At 60.4% G+C, this 20,971-nt stretch carries 15 protein-coding genes and 1 pseudogene; 7 read left to right on the top strand and 9 right to left on the bottom strand.

Annotated elements, in window-relative coordinates:
• The first annotated feature begins 26 nt into the window (after nucleotides 1-26).
• Nucleotides 27-2,105: an AAA family ATPase gene (locus J2T60_RS07920; protein WP_253448045.1), complete on the top strand. Its 2,079-nt coding sequence runs from the start codon at nucleotides 27-29 to the stop codon at nucleotides 2,103-2,105.
• Between the two features lie 59 nt (nucleotides 2,106-2,164).
• Here J2T60_RS07920 and J2T60_RS07915 read toward each other — a convergent pair whose 3' ends face one another.
• Complete coding sequence (locus J2T60_RS07915; protein WP_253448042.1) at nucleotides 2,165-2,962, bottom strand: restriction endonuclease; 798 nt, start codon at nucleotides 2,960-2,962, stop codon at nucleotides 2,165-2,167.
• A 460-nt stretch (nucleotides 2,963-3,422) separates the two neighbouring features.
• On the opposite strand from J2T60_RS07915, the gene J2T60_RS07910 reads away from it, so the two are divergent.
• The 3 genes from J2T60_RS07910 to J2T60_RS07900 all read left to right on the top strand — a co-directional run bounded on the left by J2T60_RS07910 (nucleotide 3,423) and on the right by J2T60_RS07900 (nucleotide 6,647).
• The gene (locus J2T60_RS07910; RefSeq protein ID WP_253448039.1) at nucleotides 3,423-4,460 is read left to right on the top strand and encodes a DUF2157 domain-containing protein; all 1,038 of its coding nucleotides are present in this window, start codon (nucleotides 3,423-3,425) and stop codon (nucleotides 4,458-4,460) included.
• Nucleotides 4,461-4,630: 170 nt separating this feature from the next.
• Nucleotides 4,631-6,286, top strand: a complete 1,656-nt coding sequence (locus J2T60_RS07905; protein WP_253450794.1) for a diguanylate cyclase — start codon at nucleotides 4,631-4,633, stop codon at nucleotides 6,284-6,286.
• 22 nt (nucleotides 6,287-6,308) lie between these two features.
• Nucleotides 6,309-6,647 (top strand): TraR/DksA family transcriptional regulator, encoded by a 339-nt coding sequence (locus J2T60_RS07900; protein WP_253448036.1) that lies wholly within the window; start codon nucleotides 6,309-6,311, stop codon nucleotides 6,645-6,647.
• A 17-nt stretch (nucleotides 6,648-6,664) separates the two neighbouring features.
• Here the strand turns inward: J2T60_RS07900 and J2T60_RS07895 are convergent, their stop codons facing one another.
• The 4 genes from J2T60_RS07895 to J2T60_RS07880 all read right to left on the bottom strand — a co-directional run bounded on the left by J2T60_RS07895 (nucleotide 6,665) and on the right by J2T60_RS07880 (nucleotide 14,448).
• Nucleotides 6,665-7,861: a hypothetical protein gene (locus J2T60_RS07895; protein ID WP_253448034.1), complete on the bottom strand. Its 1,197-nt coding sequence runs from the start codon at nucleotides 7,859-7,861 to the stop codon at nucleotides 6,665-6,667.
• Nucleotides 7,849-11,085, bottom strand: coding sequence for an amidohydrolase family protein (locus J2T60_RS07890; protein WP_253448031.1), 3,237 nt, complete (start codon nucleotides 11,083-11,085; stop codon nucleotides 7,849-7,851). Before J2T60_RS07890 ends, J2T60_RS07895 begins: the two co-directional genes overlap by 13 nt.
• Nucleotides 11,086-11,189: 104 nt before the next feature.
• Entirely contained in the window at nucleotides 11,190-13,352 is a 2,163-nt protein-coding gene (locus tag J2T60_RS07885) for a TonB-dependent siderophore receptor (protein ID WP_253448028.1), read from the bottom strand.
• Nucleotides 13,353-13,458: 106 nt separating this feature from the next.
• Nucleotides 13,459-14,448: an alpha/beta hydrolase gene (locus J2T60_RS07880; RefSeq protein WP_253448025.1), complete on the bottom strand. Its 990-nt coding sequence runs from the start codon at nucleotides 14,446-14,448 to the stop codon at nucleotides 13,459-13,461.
• 94 nt (nucleotides 14,449-14,542) lie between these two features.
• Between J2T60_RS07880 and J2T60_RS07875 the strand changes: the two genes are divergently transcribed.
• Nucleotides 14,543-15,331: an AraC family transcriptional regulator gene (locus J2T60_RS07875; RefSeq protein ID WP_253448022.1), complete on the top strand. Its 789-nt coding sequence runs from the start codon at nucleotides 14,543-14,545 to the stop codon at nucleotides 15,329-15,331.
• On the opposite strand, the gene J2T60_RS07870 is transcribed toward J2T60_RS07875, so the two are convergent.
• Nucleotides 15,332-15,967 carry an FMN-binding negative transcriptional regulator gene (locus tag J2T60_RS07870; protein ID WP_253448019.1) on the bottom strand — a complete coding sequence of 212 codons (636 nt, stop codon included), beginning with the start codon at nucleotides 15,965-15,967 and terminating at the stop codon, nucleotides 15,332-15,334. It lies immediately after the preceding gene.
• A gap of 124 nt (nucleotides 15,968-16,091) precedes the next feature.
• Nucleotides 16,092-18,179 carry a tetratricopeptide repeat-containing diguanylate cyclase gene (locus J2T60_RS07865; protein WP_253448016.1) on the bottom strand — a complete coding sequence of 696 codons (2,088 nt, stop codon included), beginning with the start codon at nucleotides 18,177-18,179 and terminating at the stop codon, nucleotides 16,092-16,094.
• Between the two features lie 256 nt (nucleotides 18,180-18,435).
• On the opposite strand from J2T60_RS07865, the pseudogene J2T60_RS07860 reads away from it, so the two are divergent.
• Nucleotides 18,436-18,687 (top strand): annotated as a pseudogene (locus J2T60_RS07860) (methylated-DNA--[protein]-cysteine S-methyltransferase); the annotation flags it as partial.
• Here the strand turns inward: J2T60_RS07860 and hemP are convergent.
• Together hemP and J2T60_RS07850 are read right to left on the bottom strand one after the other, a co-directional pair.
• A complete protein-coding gene (hemP, locus tag J2T60_RS07855; protein WP_253448010.1) occupies nucleotides 18,684-18,869 on the bottom strand; it encodes a hemin uptake protein HemP in 186 nt (61 codons plus the stop codon). The pseudogene J2T60_RS07860 and the gene hemP overlap by 4 nt on opposite strands.
• Entirely contained in the window at nucleotides 18,862-19,578 is a 717-nt protein-coding gene (locus J2T60_RS07850; protein ID WP_253448007.1) for a Fur family transcriptional regulator, read from the bottom strand. Before J2T60_RS07850 ends, hemP begins: the two co-directional genes overlap by 8 nt.
• A gap of 337 nt (nucleotides 19,579-19,915) precedes the next feature.
• Between J2T60_RS07850 and J2T60_RS07845 the strand changes: the two genes are divergently transcribed.
• A complete protein-coding gene (locus J2T60_RS07845) occupies nucleotides 19,916-20,905 on the top strand; it encodes a DUF6607 family protein (RefSeq protein WP_253448004.1) in 990 nt (329 codons plus the stop codon).
• The last annotated feature ends 66 nt before the right edge of the window (nucleotides 20,906-20,971 follow it).

The raw sequence follows: 20,971 nt of genomic DNA, 5'->3' as shown, positions 1-20,971 counted from the left end.
GTACCAACAGCAGAGGAGGGCGACGGATGCTGAAAGTCGAGTATGCACCGATCCAATCGGCCACAACGCCGCGGTTGTCGGCATCGGAATGGATGGCGGCGGTCTGGGCTGTTCGCTTGATGCTGGCGGCGGTGCCGTTCAGCTCGGGCATGATGGGCCGGCCGTCGCTGGGGCTTCAGGCGGCCCGGATGACCGGGATTGAGGAAGGCCTGGATCTGTCGCAATCGGAGTGCCGTGAGCCCTTGGCTGAGGCCCATGAGCGGCTGTTGGCCGACCCCGTTTCTTCCCCGGATGAACCCCTGCGTAACCTGCATCTGCTGGCGGAGTGCCTGGGCCTGTGCGAGGCCGAAGAAGTGGTGCTGGCGGTGGGTGTGTTTTATGAGATGTACGACTGGTTTGAGGACGTGGTGGATGATGCCTTGCGTTGCGGCAACGTCCGCAGTGCCGGGCATATGATCAGTGCCTGCACGGGCCTGTCCCGCCAAGTGGTCAAGCAGGCCATGGACCCGGCCGGGCCGCTGTATCGCAGTGGTTTGATGCAGACGAACCGCCGGGGCGCCACGCCGGGCCTGGCCACCATGCCGGGGCTGGATGAACGGCTCTGGCAGCCTCAGAGCGATGCCATGGAGTTGTTCCGGCACCGGGTGACGCCGGGCCGGGTGGCGGAGCTGGGCCTGGATGATTTTGGCCACATGTCGGAGCAGGTGGCTTTGCTGCGCGATTACCTGGCCAAGGCCCATGCGGCCAAGGGCCGCAATGTGCTCCTGCATGGCCCGCCGGGGGTGGGCAAGACGGAGTTGGCCCGGGCCCTGGGCCAGGTGCTGGGTTTTGAGACCTTTGAGGTGGCGGATGAATCCCGCCCCGGGGAGCCCATGTCGGCCTCCGAGCGCTTTGCCAGTTTCGAGTTGGCCCAGACCGCGCTGCGTTCCAGTGGCCGGGGGCTGATCCTATTCGATGAGATCGAGGATGTGTTCGGGCGGGATCTGCCGATGTTTGCCATGGGCCGCAAGGAAGAGCATTCCAAGGCCTGGGTGAATCGCCTGCTGGAGTCTAATCCGGTGCCGGCGGTCTGGATCAGTAACAGCATCCGCATGCTGGACCCGGCCCACCTGCGGCGTTTTGATTTGGTGATGGAGGTCAAGGCGCCGCCCCAGGAACACCGGGAGCGGATCCTGCGCCGCTATTTTCGGGGCATGGGCGTTGATGGTGGCTGGCTGAAATCCGTGGCCGCGCGCCGGGATGTTTCGCCGGCTATCGCCGAACGGGCGGCGCGGGTGGCCCGGACCGTGGCGGCGGATGATCCCCAGCGCGCCCGGGCGGTGGCCGAGCAGGTCTTGACCGGGCAGCGGGGGGATAGGGCCAAGCACAAGCTTCGGCCGGCCAAGCCGCCCAAGGATTTTGATATGCAGTGCTTGAATACCCGCCCGGGGGTATCCGAGCTGCTGCGACTGATGCGGGGCGGCCAGGGTGGCCGACTCTGCTTCTGCGGCCCGCCGGGGACGGGTAAGACGGCCCTGGCCCAATACCTGGCTTATCGCCTGGGCCGGCCGGTGCTGGTCAAGCGGGCCTCGGATCTGCTGGGCAAGTATGTGGGCGAGAATGAGAAGAACCTGGCCAATGCCTTTGAGCAGGCGCGGCGGCAGAAGGCGGTGCTGGTGATGGATGAAGTGGACAGCTTTCTGCGCAGCCGGGCTGGGGCCCAGGCGGGCTGGGAAGTCAGTCAGGTGAATGAGCTGCTTACCCAGATGGAGGCCTTTGAAGGGTGGTTCGTGGCCACGACCAACTACATGGAGGCACTGGACACCGCCGCCTTGCGGCGCTTTGATGTGAAGGTGTCCTTTGATTACCTGCATCGCCAACAGGCCGAACGCCTGTTCCGTCGCACCTTGGGTGGGCGGCGTGGCCCGCTATCGCGCTCCATCAGCGAGCGTCTGGCTCGCCTGCGCCAGCTCACGCCGGGCGATTTTGCCGTGGCTCAACGGCAGGCCGGCCTGTTCGGGCGCGCCTTGACGGCTGACTCCCTGATGGCGGTGCTTGAGCGTGAAGTGGCTCACAAGCCGGGTGCGCAGGCGACCGGGATTGGGTTTCTAGCCACGGTGGAGTAGGGGCTTACTCTGCATCGGCCAGCGCTATACAAGTCGTGCGGTCGTCCATTAGTAGGGACCTAGTTGAACGGGCGGGTCTGTCGGCAGTTGGGGAAGTTGGGGCAGCCCCAGAATTGCTGTCCGGCATTGGGGCTACGGCGGGCGGTGCGGGCAACCATGGGGGTTTTGCAGGCGGGGCAATCCGGGGCGGCGGCTTCTTTGGAGCGGCGTTCGATGCCTGCGGTGTTTTGGGGCTCGCTTTTGGGGGATTGTCCGGTGAACCATCGGCGCAATTCCACCGGGCCGATCAGGCGGACGCCCGCCTTTTTGGCGAAACGCTTGGCATCGGGGGTGAAGCCGCTGCTGGAGACTACAATGCCGGCGTCGACGCCGGCGGCAGTGACAACCCCGTGATGTTCGCGGATGACGCTGACACCCACCGGCTTGTGATGCCAGTGTTTGGCCTGGACGTAGATTTTCTCCCGCCCTTTTCGGAGCCTGAGGTCGATGCCCTCGTCCGGGCCGGGGGGATTGTCGGCCACCAAGTAGCCTTGTTCTCGGAAAGCCCCGGCCAGCATCTGCTCAAAGTCACGCCAACTCAGGCTCTCCACGGGCTGGCCGCCCTTCATTTTGTAGAAGAGCTTACCCTGCCACCAACTGCGGCCCACGCTGACGGTGGCCGAAAGAAAACTGAGGAAGGCGAGGAAGTAGACGAACCACTGCACATGGACGGTGAATAGTCCGACGAACTTTTGCCCTTCAAGCAAAGCCGGCACAAAAACCAAGCCAACGATTAAAAAAAGAATGCCGAAAATGACCCCGACCCACCAGGGCAGATACACCATGTCGACAAAGATGGATTGGGAGCGCTTGGCCATTGAGCAAGTTCCTTTTGCCTAGATGCTGGGCGTCTAGTTTACCTGCAATTCGGTCTAGGGCAACGTTTACGAAGACGTTCCATCATCACGACCCGGCCGCCTGAGGCCGAGGTGCAGAGTTGTGGGCCCAGAGCTGTGAGATCAATCCTGGAGCCTAGATTAGAGCAAGAATTTAGAGCTAGTCCGGGTTTCGCCATAAAGACAGCGTAGGGTATTGGATGAGTGATCAGGAAGACGTTAATCACCACAGAATGAAGTTACTCCGGTCCGGGCAGCGAGCGCCACAGGAGTCTCGTCGGGGGTGTGCCCGTGCTCGTTTTAACTTCGGCTCCAGGAGGCAATAGCAACCGTTATAGCTCAAGTTCGGGGTGCGACAAAATGGAGGCGTTATCCCTGTCTAGATACATGATAACTTCAGGATGTCTGTCGAGGGCGTTTCTTTGAGAGGGGGAAGCAGAACATGAAGATATCCAAGCGGGATCTGGAAGCGGCGGCGGCCGAGGGGCGGATTGAGTCGGGGCAGGTGGAGGGGCTTTGGGCCTTTCTGTCGGATCGGCAGGCGCATGGACCGGGTTTTCGGGCGGCGCATATTCTTTATTACCTCGGTGGTTTGGTGGCCATTGGGGCGGTGAGTTTGTTTATTACCTTGGCCTGGGATGCCTGGTCGGGTTGGCCCATGCTGTTGCTTGGCCTGGGGATGGCTGGGGTTGGGGTGGGGTTGACTGAACGGTTTCGGGCTCAGGGGCTGCGCCTGCCGTCGGGGGTGACAATTACCTTTGCGGTGGCGACGGTGCCGTTGATTGTTTATTCCTTCCAGCAATTGATCGGTGTCTGGGAGGGGGATCGTTTGGTGACGGATTATCACCGTTATATCGATTGGCGCTGGTTCTATATGGAGCTGGCTACGCTGGCGGCGGCTGCTATTGCGTTCTGGCGTTACCGGGAGCCTTTTGTACTCCTGTTGGTGGCGGTGACGCTGTGGTATCTGAGTATGGATCTGGTACGGCTGATTGAGGTGGACGGGGGGAGCTGGTCGGATTACTACGATCTGCGGCGGATGGTCACGCTGTACATAGGAATTCTGACCGTTGGCCTGGCCTTTTGGGTGGATCTACGAAGTAGCCACAGCCAGCGGGATTATGCTTTTTGGCTTTATCTGGTGGGCGTGTTGATGTTCTGGTGTGGGATGACATTCACCAGCTCGGACAGTGAGCTGGCGAAGTTTGTCTACATGCTGATCAATCTGACAATGATCTTTGTTGGCGCCGCCTTGCGCCGTCGGGTGTTTGCCGTGTTTGGGGGACTGGGTGTGGCGGTCTACCTGGGCCATCTTTCCCGGTTTTTCCAGGATAGTCTGCTGTTTCCAGTGGCGTTGGCTGCGATTGGCCTGCTGATTATCTATGCCGGTATTCTCTGGCAGAAGCACGAGGCCAGGCTCCAGGCTTGGCTGTTCGCGCGCATGCCGGCGCCGCTGCGCGCATTGCTCGATCACGGTTGATGGGGGTGATGCCAGGCTGAGCAGGGGTCGAAGTCCGCATTGGACAGGGCCGGTGGGTATGACCATACTCCAAGGAAGCGTAATTCATCAGGGATGTGCTGATATTGGATAGTCCCCGAGGCCTATTGCTGGGAAGTTTTTCTGATGCGGGGCCTTGCCGTTTGGGCCCTGTGTTTGTCATTGCTGTCGCTTTTGTCCTGTTTTCTCCCGCCCTTTATGCCGATTCCGGCCCGCTGATTGAACTGGAAGCCGTGGAAGCGGAGCTGATGCAGGACGTTGATGACGAGCAGCGTCTGTCCTTATTGCTGCGCCGGGGTCAGCTGGCCCGTGGTTTGGGACGTTATGCGCAAGCCAAGGTCGATGCGAGAGAGGCGATTGAGTTGGCCGAGACCCTGGGCTCTCCCGAGAAGCGCGGGCGTGCCCTGCATCTTTTGGGGACGGTAAAGGCCGAGCAGGGGCGGCTGGCGGAGGCCATCGACACCTTTTTTGAAGCCCGGGAGATCCTGGCCGATACCGATGACCATGCTGGGCATGGTCGGGCCCTGATGGCCATTGGGGTGGCCTACCTGATGGCGGAGGAATACAGGGGGGGCCGGGATTATCTGGAAGAAGCGCGGGCGCTGGCCGAGACCCATGGGCTGGATGGGCTGAAGCTGGCAGCGATCAATAACCTGGCAATTGTTGCTCAGAATCTGGAAGGCATGGAGGCCAGTCTGTCCTTGTACCAGGAGGCGTTGGACTTGGCCCGGGCACAGGATAATCAACCCGAAGTGGCGCGGGTGTTGGCGCTTCTCTGTCAGCCCTTGGTGGAAACCGGGCAATTGGATGACGCCGAAGCGGCCTGTCTGGAAGGCAAGGATCTCTTGGACGAGCTGGGCAGTCTTCGCTTGCGAGCAGGGGTGGGGGTCAATCTGGCTCGTCTGCGGCTGGCACAGGGCGAGCCCGACCAGGCCGAGGCGCATCTGAGGGAAGCTGTGGATCTGGCTGAGGGGAAAGTGCCGACGGTGGAACGAGATGCGCACCGTGTACTTTACGAGCTCTACGAAGAAAGGGGAGATTATCGCCTTGCCCTTGAGGCCTATCAGCGGGTCCACGCGCTAAATGAAAGCATGCTGGCTGAAGATCGCCGCCGTGAGTCGGCACGCCTGGAAGCCCAGTATGAACTCGATCGGAGTGAGCGCGAGATTGAGCTATTGGAGCTCGACAGGCAGCTGGCGGCGGTCAGAATGCAACGCCAACGGTGGATGCTGTGGGGCACGGGTTCGGGATTGATCATTTTATCCTTCGTGGCCTTTTTTATCTGGCGCGTTTACCGTGCCCGGGCTCAGCGGGGCGAGGAACTCGCGGCGCGTGACCCCCTGACGGGGCTGCTGAATCGCCGGGGCTTTACCATTCTGGCGGACCTGGAAGCCTCACGAGGTCAACGGGAAGGTTATACCAAGGCCATTGCCATGGCCGATATCGATCACTTTAAACCGATTAATGATCAATACGGTCATGCCATTGGCGATACGGTATTAAAGGTCATCTCCGATCGTTTGCAGAATAATGTAAGGGGCTTCGACTCGGTGATTCGCTGGGGCGGTGAGGAGTTTTTGATTATGCTGCCCCGGGTGGCGGAAGCGGAATGTTTCGAGTTGGCCAGTCGCCTGTTGGAAGCCGTTACCCGGGACCCTGTGGAAACCGAAGCTGGGTCGATTCCCATCCAGATGACCATCGGAATCGCGCAAGTGACTGATGGCTTTGACGATGCTGTGGCCCGCGCCGACGAGGCGCTCTATGAAGGCAAACGGGCTGGCCGCAATCGAGTCATTGTCGCGGACTGAATAGGCGCATACAGGAGTGGATGTGGACAAGGCAAAGCGCGAAGCCTATCGGGATAAATTGCTGACTATGCGCGAGGAGCTCAAGGCGGCGGCGGAGGACGATGCCGATGCCAATCGGCCGGTGGAGTTGGACCAGACCCGCCAGGGTCGGCTGTCGCGCATGGATGCCATGCAGGCCCAGCAGATGGCCCAGGCCGTGGCGCGGCGTCGGCGGGACAAGCTGCACCGGGTCGAGGGGGCCCTGCGCCGGCTTGGGGATGACGAGTTCGGTGATTGTTTCAAATGCGGCCAGCCCATCGAGGAAAAGCGCCTGGCCGCCGACCCCACCATTACCCGCTGTATCGATTGCACGGCTGAATAGCAGCGCTAACAGAAGATTCATGGCGCAATCCGGCCAGTGAAACGGATGTAGATATCCTGGCCGGTGCGCCGTGAACTGGTGTCCACTGGAATTTCCAGTTCCCGGCGCATACGGAAGCGGCTCTCCATGCTCCAGGTTGGGTTGAAGCGGTACTGGTGCCGGATCTCGAAAAGGGCATCGTTGTTGCGATAGTCGACGGAGTGAAGCCATCCGCCTCCGGCCCGACCGTAGACCACGCCAATGCGGTGCCCGGGCAGAAATTGCTCCAGGTTGGCGGAGAGTTGCCAGGCGCTGCTATCGGCACGGCCCTGGTCTCCGCTGCCAATGACCGTGGCCTGGGGACGATGCCGGACCTGGCCGAGTTCACCGGCCAGCAGGAAGTCGGTGCCGGTATCCCCGATCGCCCAGCTGGCCGCGCCGCTGGCGGTCAGGCTGAGATAATCCTCCCGGCGCGGATCATCAAGGCCGTAGCTGGCGAGACTGTCCGGTTCCCAGGTCAAGGTCAGTCGACGGAGCACGACCGGTCCGAGGGGTTGAGTGTTTTCCAGTTTCTGGGTCAGGCCGATGCGGCTGCCGGAATCACTGTAGTCCAGCGGGGCGCGATGCACACTGCCGCTGCCCCGGCGGTGGTTGTAATGCAGTCGGGTCTGGCCTTGCCAGTGATCGGTGAGCCGGTAATCGGCCTCGATGCCATCGGTCCAGGAGACGCCCACATTGGAGCTGTCCTTGCGGTCGATGCCTTTGGCGGGAACGACCGGAATACCGGCGCGTGACTGGAAGCGCCCGAAGCGAAGCGACCAGTCGGCTCCCAGCGGCTGCCAGCCCAGATGGAGCTCATCCACGGTAGTGTCCCCCGGGCGAAGACCACTACGTGTGGGGGCATGGGCCCTCAGGAAGGCACTGCTCTGGTCCTGGTCGTTTGTATATACGCCTGCGATCCGGCCTCTGGCGGTCCATGTCGGGCTGAGGGAGCGCTCGGCATGGAAGCGCAGGCGTGTGCGCCAGTTCTCGTTGCTGCTGGTCTCCCCGGTCCGGGATTCCTGTTCGCTGGCGTACAGACCACTGCGGATGTCGATGCCTGTCTGCCAGAGATTATCTTGTCTGTCTTGACTGACGGATTCCTCCGCCACTACGGGTACGGGTGTCAGCAGTATGGTGGCGATGGAGACGGCGCCGAGAGAGTGTATTGCCGCGTGTCGGATCATTCGATGCATGCTGACTCTTCCTGGAACCAGAGTGGGGGTAGCGGTCGTGCTCGTGGCCAGACCTCGTCCAGGGTGTCGGCCTCATGAAGACGGCCGTTTTTCATCACGTAGTCGAGGGTCAGGGTGTTGTGGATGTCGTCCAGGGGGTTGTCCCGGAGGACGAGCAGGTCGGCGAGTTTTCCGGCTTCGATACTGCCCAGGTCGCCGCTGCGACCGATGACCCGGCTTGAGCCGTGGGTGGCAATACGAAGCACTTCATGTGCCGACAGTCCACCCTGGGTCAGCGCCTGCATTTCCCAGTGAAACCCGATTCCCTGGAATTCCCCGTGACTGCCGGCACCCACCAGGGCGCCGGCCCGGTACAGGCGGGCCGTGTTTTCGGCATGCTGCTTGACCCGTGCATGTTCTTCGCTGCGCAGGGTGAGGTCGTCGGTCTTGTCACGGATTACGAATTCCGGAAAGAAGTGGCGGATCTTGGGGTCGTTTTCCGGCTCGGCATCCTTGATGAAGTGATTGAGGCCGGGTGCTGAGTCGCTGATGGTGAGCGTGGGGGAGTAGGCCAGGCCGCTACGAGTGAACAGTTCGATAATGTCCCCGCCCAGGCTGGCAAGTGGCAGAGCGTGTTCGAGCCCGGCAAAGCCGTCCAGGACCTGGGTCAGGCTGAGCTTCAAGTTGTCGGCGCCTTCGGTAGTGGTCATCAGACCCATGTCGGCGGCGGCACGGGCAAACCACTGGCGGGTCTGGCGGTTGCCCACCCGGTATTGCTTCAGATTATGAACCCGGTAGTGATCCCGGTAGCGGCGCAGGACATCGCGGACGGCCTGTTCGGACCGAAACTCATTGAAGGAAAAGACAGCCGGGCCGGTGGAAAAGGCGCGTGGGCCGGTCATCAGGCCGGCATCGATCATGTCCTGGTAGGCGAGCATGTCGATGGTCAGGGTCGAGACGTCCAGGCCGGCGGTGACGCCATAGGCCAGGTTGGCGAGAAAACCATGGCTTTCGAGGTCGTGGACATCGCGCCGGATGTCCGCCCAGTGAGCATGGGTGTCGATGAATCCAGGCAAAATGTACTGTCCGCTCAGGTCGCGGGTGTCGGCCCCTTTGGGGACCGAAATGTCACCGCGTTCACCGACGGCCTGGATGCGATTGCCGGCAATCAGGATGTCCGCATTCTCGATGATTTCATCGTCGCGCATGGTGATGACGGTCGCCCCGCGCAGCAACAGGTGGCCGTCGGGCCGGTCCCGGGGGTATTCGATGTGGACAAGGGTGCTTTCCGTGTGGGCCTCGATGCGGGCATTGGTTTCTGCCTCGCCTGTCAGGGGCAAGGAATCTGTTGGACGACGATGGAACCGGGCGCCGACCGTCCAGGTCAGGGTCTTACCATCCTTCGACCACTCGGCATAATCGGCCCCCACGGTGGTAATCTGGCGGTTGGCGGTCTCATCCTCGCCCAGATCCACGGTGGGTGGGTCTTCCTGCTCCGGTACGTTGTCAGGGACGGCCAGCAGATGAAGCTGGGAGCGCATCACGGCCAGGGCACGGTCGCCGTCGGGGTGGAGGCGAAGTGCCTGGACGGGGCTGCGGCCTTCCTCGAAATAGTAGGACGGGCCGGTGACCCGGAAATGCAGGCGATGGTCTCCGCCGTCGCGATCAATGGAGGCGAGGCCGTCCTCGCCGTAAATAAAGATGCGCTCCGAGTCGTGGAGGAACTGGACCGGGCCGGTGTAGGCCCCGGCGGTGAGGTGGTCCGCGGGGCCGCCATCAACGGGCAGGCGAATGATCTCGGCCTCGCGGAAGACGCCATATTCCATGGCCTGATCCAGACGCTCCTGGTGGCCGGATTTCAGGGCAATGACGGCTTCACCCTCCGGTGTGAAGACCGGATGGGTGTAATAGGCAGAGGCGTCGGTCAGACGGCGGGAGGCCCCGCCGTCGGCAGCGACCTGGCGAATATGCCCACCGTCACGGGCGCTCCAGCTGACATAGACAATGCGCTCGCCATCCGGCGACCAGGCGGGGTGATAGCCGGTGGCCTCTTGCCCGGTCAGACGCCGGGGCTGCTTTTCTTCCAGGTCCATGACGTAAAGCCCGCTCATGGCGGTAAAGGCAATCCGCTGACCGTCCGGTGACAGGGCCGGTGACTGGATCAGGCGTGCCCGTACCGGCCCGGTCTCTACCTCAATGGCCTGGTGCATCGAGGGCCCGATGGCCAGCTCGACGTCCACCTGGAAGGGCAGGATCTGCGTCTGGCCGGAATTGATGTCGATGCGCCGGAGTTTGCCGTCCCGGCCGTGATAGACGAGAGACTCACCGTCCGGCGTGAAGGCGTGCCGGGGCATGAGATCCATGGTGGCCCAGGCATCCTGCTGGTCGTCCTGGAGCGGTGCGGCCAGTTCACGGTCCTGCCCGTTGTCCAGGTCACGCAGACGAAGTGCGCTCTGGCCGTCCTGCCGGGTGACATAGGCAAGGAAACGGTCATCGGGTGACAGGACCGGGCGGAGGGCGCCGCCCGGCGCCGTGATGATGGCCGTTTCCTGACCCGAATCCAGGTGACGCCGGACGATCTCCCAGGGCCGGAATTCGCCCCCGGGCTTCACGAAGCCTGCTCGCCGGGCGTAGTAGAGGTATTCGCCGTCACTGGCAGCGGCCGCTCCCACGGTGCTGATCCGTTCCTCCCTGGCTTGCTCCGGGGACTCCCTGGCCTCCGTGATCTGGCGGGCCTTGCTCCCATCGACGGGGTACTGCCAGATCCTCAGTGCCCCGAAATCCGGCCGGATCCGGGATACCAGGACAGACTCGCCGTCGGCCGACCACTCGGGGGAGGTGAATTCCGTGTTGTCATCCAGGCGGGAAAGCGGCCTTGCTTGCGTCCCGTCCGAGCGAGCCAGCCAGAGGTTCTCGTTGCCGTCCCGGTCGCTGATGAAGGCGATGTGACGTCCGTCCGGTGAATAGATTGCCTGGGATTCGAAGGCCGGGCCCACCAACAGGGGAGCGGCTTTGCCGCCCGCCAGCGGCATCGTGTACAGATCGCCGAGGAGGTCGAACAGCAGGGTCTCGCCATCGGGGTGGATGTCGACGGAGATCCAGCTGCCTTCATCCGTCTGGAAACGGACCTGCTGTTCCCCGGCGAGGGGGAGTTCGGCATGGGTCGTGGCCGCCATGTACATCGCTATGACAAGGCCGGGCAGGGTGGCGAAAACCGGATTTTTCCATTGCATGCTGACGAACATTGAGAAATCCCAATCTGTCTTCTGTGGTGGGATGATCAGTTTGCCGTCACTCATCGGAGAGGCCAGCCTTGCTAGCCCCTCCGATGATTCAGAAGGGCGGTGACTCAGAAGCTGCGAGTCACACTGCCGATCACCATGCGTTCGGTGCCGTAGAAGCAGTCAATGGCGCTGCTGCAGCGGGCAACATAGCTCTCATCGGTAAGGTTGCTGACATTGAGGGCGAAGCGCCAGAAGTCGTAATCATAGCGGACTGTGGTATCGAACAGGGTGACCGAGTCACCCTGCCATTCATTGGCGGGATCGCCGTAAGTAGCGCTCAGATAACGCATGCCGAGATTGACGCCCAGACCGGCCAGAGGGCCATCCTGGATGGTGTAGTCGGTCAGCAGCGAGAACTTGTGCTTGGGTACCATGGGCAGTCGTTGGCCCAGGTCCGGTCCGGTGCTCTCGGTGACTTCGGAATCGGTCCGGCTGTAGGAGGCATTGAAGCTGAGACGCTGCTGGTAGCGGGCGACGGCTTCCAGTTCGAAGCCACTGACTTCGACTTCGCCGGCCTGGACGCTGAAGAGCGGATTGTCAGGGTCAGGGGTGAGGACATTCTCCTGGACGATCTGGTACATCGCGGCCGAACCGAAGAAGCGCCAGTTGTCCCCCATCCGGGCACCATCGTGCTTGAGACCGATCTCGTACTGGGTTCCCGTGGAGGGGTCGAAGGCATTTCCCGACACATCCACGCCTGGGACCGGCTGGAAGGACGTGGCGGTCTGGGCGTAGGGAGCGAAGCCGTTGTCGAACAGGTAGTTGATACCGGCACGGTAGGTGAGCTTGCTTTCACTGGTGGATACGCCTTCATTTTCGGAAGAGAGCCAGTCCTGTCGACCACCAAGGGTGATGATCATGTTGCCGGTACGGATCTGGTCCTGGATGTAGAGCCCAGTCTGGTCCTGCTCCTGGTCGGCAAAGGGAAACAGGGCCGGGTCGTCAATGGCTTGTCCGTATTCGGGATCGAAGATGTCGATAGACGGTGCGGCGTCGAAGCCTGATTCCGACTGATTGCTGTACTGACGATGATCCAGGCCGACCATCAAAGTATGGTCCACATCACCTGCGCTGAGTTCGAAATAGCCCCGGGTATCGATATTGAATGAGTCGACTTCCTCATTGAAAGGGAAATCGGAGCGGGTGACGGTCCGGAAATCATCCGGTACTCCATCGCCATCCATGTCCTCGAAACCGGTGCCGTAAATTTCCCGTGATTCCACTTCTTGATCGAAATACTTCACGTTCTGCTGCATCGTGAAGTTGTCACTGAAGCGATGAGTGAATTCGTAGCCGACACCATACTGGGTCCGGTCAAAGAAATTGAGTCCCGGTTCCCCGATGTTCCGGCTGACAGGAATCTGGCCGTGGGGGTTGGGCAGCAAGGTGCCCTGAGCGGGCAGGAAGCCGGTGCTCTGGTTGTCGATATTGTCCTGTTGATAGTAGCTGAGCAGCGTCAGTTCGGTATCAGCGGAGATATCGAATGTCAGGGCGGGTGCAATATAGATTCTCTGGGATTCGGTGAAATCCGTCTGGGTTTCCCGGTCACGGAAGAGAGCGGTAAAGCGACCCGAGACATCATTGCCGACGGAACCGGTGACATCCGCATTGATCTGCTTGTGGTCATGGCTTCCAGCCTGCAGGCCGATCTCCGCAGCATAAGAGCTTTCCGGGCGGCGACTGGTCATGTTGACGATCCCGCCGGGAGGGGACTGGCCGTAGAGAACGGAAGCCGGCCCCTTGAGCACATCCACGGCCTGGAAGCCGTACAGGTCGGTGCCGATGTTGTTGACTGAGCCAACCGGTGCCTGCAGCCCGTCAATGTACTGAACCGGGTTGAAGCCACGAATGGTTAGCCAGTCATAGCGTTCGTCAGGCCCGAAGTTTTCCCCGGTGGCACCTGCCGTGTAGCGCACGGATTGATCAAGACTGGTCCAGTGAAGCTGGTCGATCTGGTCACGGGAAATGACGGTGACGGACTGGGGGATTTCGATGAGGGGTGCGTTGGTCTTGGTGGCGGTCTGGCTGGCGGTGGAAACGTAGTCCTGGGCCTGGACCTGGATGATGTCGAGTTCGGCGTAGTCGTCTTCTTCATCACCTTCCTGGGCGAGTGCGCTTGTACACAAGCTGAAGGCGATGAGCAGGACGGTGGTCTTGCCGAGGACGTGTGGTCCGGTGGTTGCCAATTGCGAAAACCGTCCGGAATCGGGTGTGTGAATTTTCATCATGGTCGCTCCCTCTCTATGGAGTTGTTGCGATTTGGCGTTACCAATTTCCCAACTCTAGTTCTCCGGGGAAACATCGCATTCGAGTACAGGACGCATACTGTCGAGATCAGGCCATGTCCTGCTTCAGGGCCTGTTTGAGCCAATTGGCGGTGTCGTAAAGGGCACGGTCACTGACTGGGGCGATGGAGATGGCTTCCAGGAAGCTGTGGGTGGTACCCGGATAAACTCGGTCTATGGCATCCACGCCGGCGGCACGCAGTCGCTCAGCCATGCGCAGGTTCTGCTCGGTCAGTACGTCACATTCGGGAATCACGAGAAAAGCTGGTGGCAGATCATGCAGGTCGGCATGGAGGGGGCAAACCAGCGGATCCTTCAGATCGTTGATGTCCCGAATGTAATTGCGCCAGTACTGGCGCATCTCATCGGCACCCAACATGTGGTTTTGCTGGCCATAAGCCTGCTCGGCCTGTCGGGATATCTCATAATCAAATGCCCCGTAGTTGAGCACCATGCCGCGAATTAAGGGCCCTTTCGGATTGTCTCGAAGCATCAGGCAGCTGGACAGCGCCAGATTGGCACCGGCGGAATCGCCTCCAATTGCTAGTTTCCGGATATCAATCCCAAGCGAATTCGCCTGATCGGGAAGCCACGCCAGGACGTCGCAGATCTGGTGAAGGGCCGTGGGGTATTTGGATTCGGGGGAAAGGGAGTAATCGACCCCGATGACAGTGATGCCGGTCCGGTGGGCGTATTCGCGCATCAGGCGGTCGTGGGTTTCCAGGCTGAACAGCGTCCAGCCTCCGCCATGAAGATAGACCAAAGCAGGTGCGTTGCTTACCTCGTGAGGATAGTGCACCCGCAGTCTGATTGGCCCATGACGGGTCGGGGCATGGCAATCGAGGGCCCTGGTCATCTCCGGCCCGCCTTTTCTCCAGGGTGTCCGAAGCTTTTCTGCCAGATTCCGCGCTTCCGGAAGGGGCAGCTCATCCAAGGGGGGGTGCCCCGCCGCATCCTTGATCATGATGTCCATGAACTCCCGAATTTCGGCGTCCAGACCGTCGGTAGCAGGCTTTTTTTGATGGTTTTTATCGATCATGGGAATCCTTTCGCTGGCTCAGTACCCATAACCATGGGCCAATTGGGAGCAATCTGCTGTCGTACGGGGAACGAAAACCATCTAGACTGGGCCAATGATCAGAAGCAAGCGTGGTATTGACTATCAGGACGTGCCGAGACCGGTGGCCGCACTTTCGGACGAGTACTCTGCCGGCTTCCTGGATCCAAGACACAAGCACAGCAGGGCTCAGTTGATCTATGCGTCGGCTGGGGTGATGTCAGTGACTACCGACGAGATCAGTGCAGTGGTGCCCCCCTATCGTGCTGTCTGGGTGCCCGGCGGGGTATATCACGAGGTTCGTTGCCAAAGTGCGGTGTCGGTGCGCACGGTTTATGTGGATTCATCAGCCCACCCTGACTTGCCTGCGTCTTGTCGCGTACTTGAGGTCTCCACCCTGTTGCGGGAATTGATCATCGAGGCAACGGTGGTTCCGGTGGAATATGATGAGGATGGCCGGGATGGCCGTGTGATGGCATTGTTGCTCGACGAAATTGCCTCCACGCCAGTGGCACCACTTCACATCCCCATGCCGCGGCACGAACGGCTACTGGCCGTTTGCCGGAGCATTATTACTGACCCAGGTTACTGGGGGACGGTGGACGAGTGGGCGGAGATGGCGCGGATGAGTCGGCGTACTTTTACCCGTCATTTCCGGAAGGAAACCGGCATGAGTTTCTCCGAGTGGCAACAGCATGTGCGTCTCATGGATGCCCTCTCGAAATTGGCAAATGGCGAGCAAGTGACCCAGGTGGCCTTCGATGTTGGCTACAAAAGCGCCAGTGCCTTCACCGCCATGTTTCATCGCACCTTCGGTGCGCCACCCTTACATTACTTCAATCGAAAGGAGCGTGAAGAGGCATGATCAGCCTGTCTTCGGACGGTCGGGGTTGAATCGTTTGACCCACTCCAGCAGGGCCTGGTGCTCTCCTTTCGCCAGCCCCTCGACAATCTTAGTAAACACCTCGTCGTTCTCGTCCTGGGCCAATTTGTATCGCTCCTCTCGATATTCGATCTGGGCCGTGAATCCAATAATGTGTCGGGCCAGCGTGGCGTAACGATCGCCGATGTCCTCCAGGCGCCACTGATTTTCCCTGCCTTCCTCCATGCAGTTAACCAGTTCTTCCAGGTGCGCCCTGAGTCGGTTTTCATCTTCGAAGAACTTTATACGGACACGGCACTGGGCACTGGCGAAATTCCAGGTCGGAGCCCAGCTCCGGTCTTTCATCCACGATGGAGAGATGTAGGCGTTGGGGCCAAGAAAAAGAACACGGGCTTCGGGGTCTTCGCGAAGAAGGTCCACTTGGTCATTGGAGCGTGGAAAGTGGCCGACGAGTTCGGTAATGCAGTTGCCTTCCGTTCTATAGGGACGAACCGGGAGCAAGCTGGCGCGAAAGTCTTTGCCATTGCCTGAAACAATCCAGGCCACAGGCTGTTCATCGACAAGACGTCTGAAGTCGTTATTCGATCTTGGGCCAAAGCGTTGGTTTTTTTTGCTCATTGTTGCTTCCCCGTCATGGTGTCTGGGTGTCTGATCGTATCAGCCCGGACTTTATCGGTGAAATTCAGTCGCACACCGGGGTGGGAGGGTTGTGTTCATAGCCGGAATTCGAATCGAAAGTGGTTTATTGCTGACCTTGTTCGGGCCCGGGAATGGTGACGTGTTTTACCAGATCTTTTTCCACCGCTTGGGCCAGGTCATTGCTCAGGGTATCTTTAACTTGCTCGTAGGGCTGGTTGAGTCCGAGGACGCCTATGGCCCGATTGCGGCCATGGGTCTTGCCAATGTAGAGGGCCATGTCGGCAATGTGCAGGGCCCTTTCCCAGTCGATTTCATCTTCCGGTACCCCGTCGAAAGGAAGCTGAATAAAGCCCCCCGTGGCGGTGACGGGAATGGACTCGCCCCGGTATTCGATGGGTTCTTCGGCAATGGTGTTGAGGATGCGGGTGACGTAGTCCTGCTGGACTGACGGGTCCATGTTCCGGAGCAACAGCAGCAGTTCTTCCCCGCCCCAGCGAATCACCATATCCGAGGAACGGGAGACGGCCTTGATGCGCCGGGACAATTCCTTGAGCACCGCATCACCACCGGAATGGCCGTAGCGATCATTGATCTTCTTGAAGAAGTCGATATCCAGCAGCAGTAGCGTGTCCGGATGGGTCTGGGCCCGACGTTCGACACCGTCCTGGCCACGTTGTTGCATTTCCTCCTGGAAGGAGCGCCGGTTAAGCAAGCCTGTGAGGACATCGTGTACTGATTGATATTCCAGCTGCTCATTGGCAGCGGTCAGGCGCAGGTTGGCCCGGCGCGCACTGCGATAGGCCAGCCAAAGCAGGACCAGGCTCAACACCACCACCATGATGAAAAGAATAGTTATCTGCTGTTGCAGACGGCTGTTTTCAATGGTTCGTTCCTGTAGCTCATTGCGCTGTTCCAGCAACTCGATCTGGGCGGCCTGTTCCCGGGTTTCGTATCGGGTCTGTAACTCATTGAGGCTTTCTTCGCGTTCGGACTGGAAGAGCTCGTCGTTCATCTCCCGCTGCTCGATCAGGGTCTCGATGGCACGATCCAGGTGACCGGCTTCCCGATAGGCCTCGGCAACATAGCGCAGCAGATCGGCCATATTGGCCTTGCTGTAGAAGGCTACCAGTTCTTCAATTGCGGCTTCCATTACTGTGACGGCCTCGTCCCCGCCGCCCTGCATGATGGCCAGATAGGCCAGGTTGAACTCCAGCAAGGGCCGGGTGTGTTCATCGTCCACTTCCAGCGCCATCTCCAGTGCCCGCTCCAGAATCTCGGTGGCGGCCGTATAATCTTCCATCTGAATTCGGGCCGAGCCGATGTTGTTCAGGCTGGTGATGATGATATCGGGCCGTTCCAGCCGCTCGGCCCACTCGATGGCTTCCTCATGGGCCTGGATGGAGTCCTCGTGTTCTTCCATCTGGGCGAAGATATAGCCCTTGAGTAGAAAAAATTCTGGTAGGTAAACGCGGTATTCCAGTTCCCGGATCTCGCGGATGCCACGCTGCACTATCTCCAGGGCCTGGTCATGGTTATTCAGTTCCGCCTGCATCTGGGCAATGTTGTAGTTGAGGAACTGGCGCCGCGGCTGGGTTCGATCGTCGTCGGTTTCCTGAACCGCATCATAGGCTTCCAGAAAATGGGAGAGGGCTTCTTCGTACTGACTGTGGGCGCGCAACAGGCGGGCGGTCAGGTTATGGCCGTAGTAGCGAACCCGGGGCGCCTGTACCGACGGCAGAATGGCCTCCAGGCGAGGGACGTACATCATCGCTTCCTCACGATCATCCAGGCGCCAGAGGAGGTCGATCCGGAAGGCCAGGGCCTCGGCCTGGATGTCGGTATGCCCGCTGGCTTTGGCCAGATTCAGTAGTTCCTGGCTCCGGGCCAGGGCGGCGGCCTCGTCTTCCTCGTGGAGGAAATCCACCATCTGATAGCCCAAAGCCCGGAGGCGTGTGGCGGCCGGGGTGTCGGCACTCAGTGCTTCGACGATGCTTTCCAGCGTCTCTGCACGCTCATCCTCGGGGGCGGAGAAATCGGTGATGTAATCATCCAGCTGACGTTCCAGCTCGGGATCGACTTCCGGCGCTTCGGCCAGTGCCAGGCCTGCCTGCAAGGCAAGGATCAGCAAGGGAATGCGGGCAATTATCTGCATTATGGAAAAAGACAGAGGCGTTTCGTGCTGTGCCGTCATGATGCCCTCGAGCTGTTGGTTTCCCGCTCAGTTTACGATGATCGCTATAAGGAATGGGGTGTCCCTTGCGGCTTTCGGGGCCAGTGGTGCGGCGGCCACGACAAATGGCGACTTTATTCCCCCTTTATCATCGTTTGGCTCGGCAACACCGCAAGATCCGGGTCGGCTGCCGCCCGGGCTTGAAGTAAGCTGACTGCAGGTTTTGAACGGTATGGCTGCCATGTCGGATTTCAAGCGGATCGAACAGGCCCTGACGGTGGCGCGGGGCAAGCGCTTGCTGCGCATCCCCCCGGGCCGCCTGGCCAGCTATTCGCAGATCGCCGAGGCGGTGGGCAAGCCCGGAGCCTCCCGGGCGGTGGGCAATGCCGTGGGGGCCAATCCGGTGGCCCTGCTGATCCCCTGTCACCGGGTCATTCAGCAGAGCGGGGCGCTGGGCGGCTATTGCTGGGGCAGTCCTCGCAAGAAGCTGGTGCAAGCCTGGGAACTGGCTCGCCATGACGCGGGCTAATTGAGGATCAACTTGCCACTGCGAGTCATGCGCAGGTGATATTCCCGGCCCCGGTGGCGGATGATCACTTCCCGGCTTTGCCCCAAGAGCCATTCGCTGTTGATTCTTCTGGGTGGATGCCGATCCGTCGATTTGGGAGATGGCCCCGCTGGGCGCTCCGCTTCCTTGCTCTCCTCAGACATGCCCCTTCTCCTTGTTCTTGTCCCGGACCCGAAGCACGATCTGCATGTCCTCCAGCATGATGCCCTCCGGCAGGCGGGGTTCGGTGAGATGGAATTCCTGGGGATCGGCGTCCCGAATTTCCCCCGTATCCATGTTGTAAACATGAGCATGGGGGGCGGTGGTACGGTCGTAGATGGCCGGACCGTTGTCCACGTAAAGCACCTGCACCAGCTTTTGCTCGGCGAATTCCGACAGGGTGTTGTAGATGGTGGCCCGGGCGCAGCGGCAACGGCCGGATCGCAGATGAGTGAACAGGTCCTCGGCGGTGAAATGATTGGGCCCGGAATAAACCCGCTCGGCAATCAGCAGCCGGGGTCGGGTGGGGATCAGCCCGTGGTCCCGCAGACGCTGGGCCAGGCTCCGCCAGGGCTCACGCGATCGGTCGGGTAATGACTCGGTGTCTTCGGCGGCGATGGCTAGTTGGGACATGGGTAACTCCTTTTGTGATTCCAGTTGTGAGGCGATTCGGGCTGCCGCCAGGAACAGGGCATGGACCTTTCGCTTGGGGACGCTCCAGGCACCCGGCCGCAGCCGGCAGTTGCGGCACAGGGAACGGGCCATCTCGCCGTCCCAGTAACGACGGTAGCCTGCCGCCTGGTACAGCCTGACCTGCGTCCCGCTCCGCGGCCGGTCACGAACCTCCACTGTCCAGTACGACGGACGAGCCATGACGCCTCACCGATGTTTGCGATGGGTATCAATGTAAACGAGAATCATTCGCATTGGTAGAGTCACTGGGAAGATTGGACCGAATCCAGAGTGAACACCGACGCCAGCATTCCGGCTGGGGTGGCGTTTATTTTATGGAATCGAGAATTGTTCTCATTTAGAATGGTGTTTGATCTCGCCAAGCCAGCCCCTAGCCAGCCAGGCGTGCTTTTGACCCATACGCCACAGCCAGCCAGATGCCCCGCCCGGGGCCAGCCAGCCGGCGTTCCCAATCTCATATTCAGAATCGGCCGTGCGTTTCGCCCGGCCGGAATGAAGTCATATCAGGAGAGAGTGAATGCAACGCGAGACTGTTATTTTCTTGTCGGCGATGGGGCTGGCAATCACAGGCTGTGCCTCAACGGGGCAGTCATCCGATGAACAGCAGATCCAGACACTGGAACAGGATCGCTCGGCCATCCGGGCCATGACCGGTGACTACCGGGTTCATTTCAACTTCTTTGAATCGCTGCCCCTGTTGGCCGATTACGAGCTGCGGGACGATCAGCAATCCAGCGGTCTGGAACGGGTCAAGGTGATTGTGGACGAGCCGGATCGCATCGTCCTTCAGCATATTCTGATGGTGGGTGAAGACCACGACCGACCACTCAAGCATTGGCGCCAGGAATGGATCTACCAGCCGGAGGCCATCTTTGAATATGCAGGCAACGGTCAGTGGGAACGGGAGACATTGTCACCGGAGGCCGTTCGGGGCCAATGGCTGCAATCTGTGACCCAGGTGGATGACAGTCCCCGCTACGAAAGCCTGGGTCATTGGGAACACCACGCCAACTTCTCGGAGTGGACCGGCCATCGTACCTGGCGGCCATTGCCGCGACGGGAACACACCAGCCGAGATGACTACGATGTGCTGGGCGCGGTCAATCGCCACACTGTGACCGAGACCGGCTGGTGGCATGAACAGGACAACCGAAAGATTGAACTGACAAGTGACAGTGACAGGGTCCTGGTCCGCGAGATTGGTCTGAATGAGTATCGTGTCGTGGACAGCGATGCCGCGGCCTTTGAGCAGGCGGCCGACTACTGGCAGGAAAACCAGGCCTTCTGGGATTCGGTGGTGGCCGCCTGGGATAGCTTGAAGCAGGAATGTGAGCAGATTCGGGTCACGCCTGATGACAACGGCCCCATCTGGCGATCCATGTTCGATCTGGAATCCCGCTGGCAGTCAGGGGAAATCGACAACACCAGCGCCGCCATCCGGGAAACCCTGGGCGAACGCCTTGAAACCGAACCCGCCGCTTGTCGCAATGCGGCTTGGGGAGAGTGACAGGGCGCCTGCCATGACGTGGCCCAGGCTCGCCCGGAAAAGGTCTGCAAGGCCCTCTCCGGTCGG

Source organism: Natronospira proteinivora (genome assembly GCF_024170465.1).
In the GTDB taxonomy this organism is placed as follows: domain Bacteria; phylum Pseudomonadota; class Gammaproteobacteria; order Natronospirales; family Natronospiraceae; genus Natronospira; species Natronospira proteinivora.
Note: the sequence above shows the minus strand (reverse complement) of the source record. Positions and strands in the feature narration are given on the sequence as shown.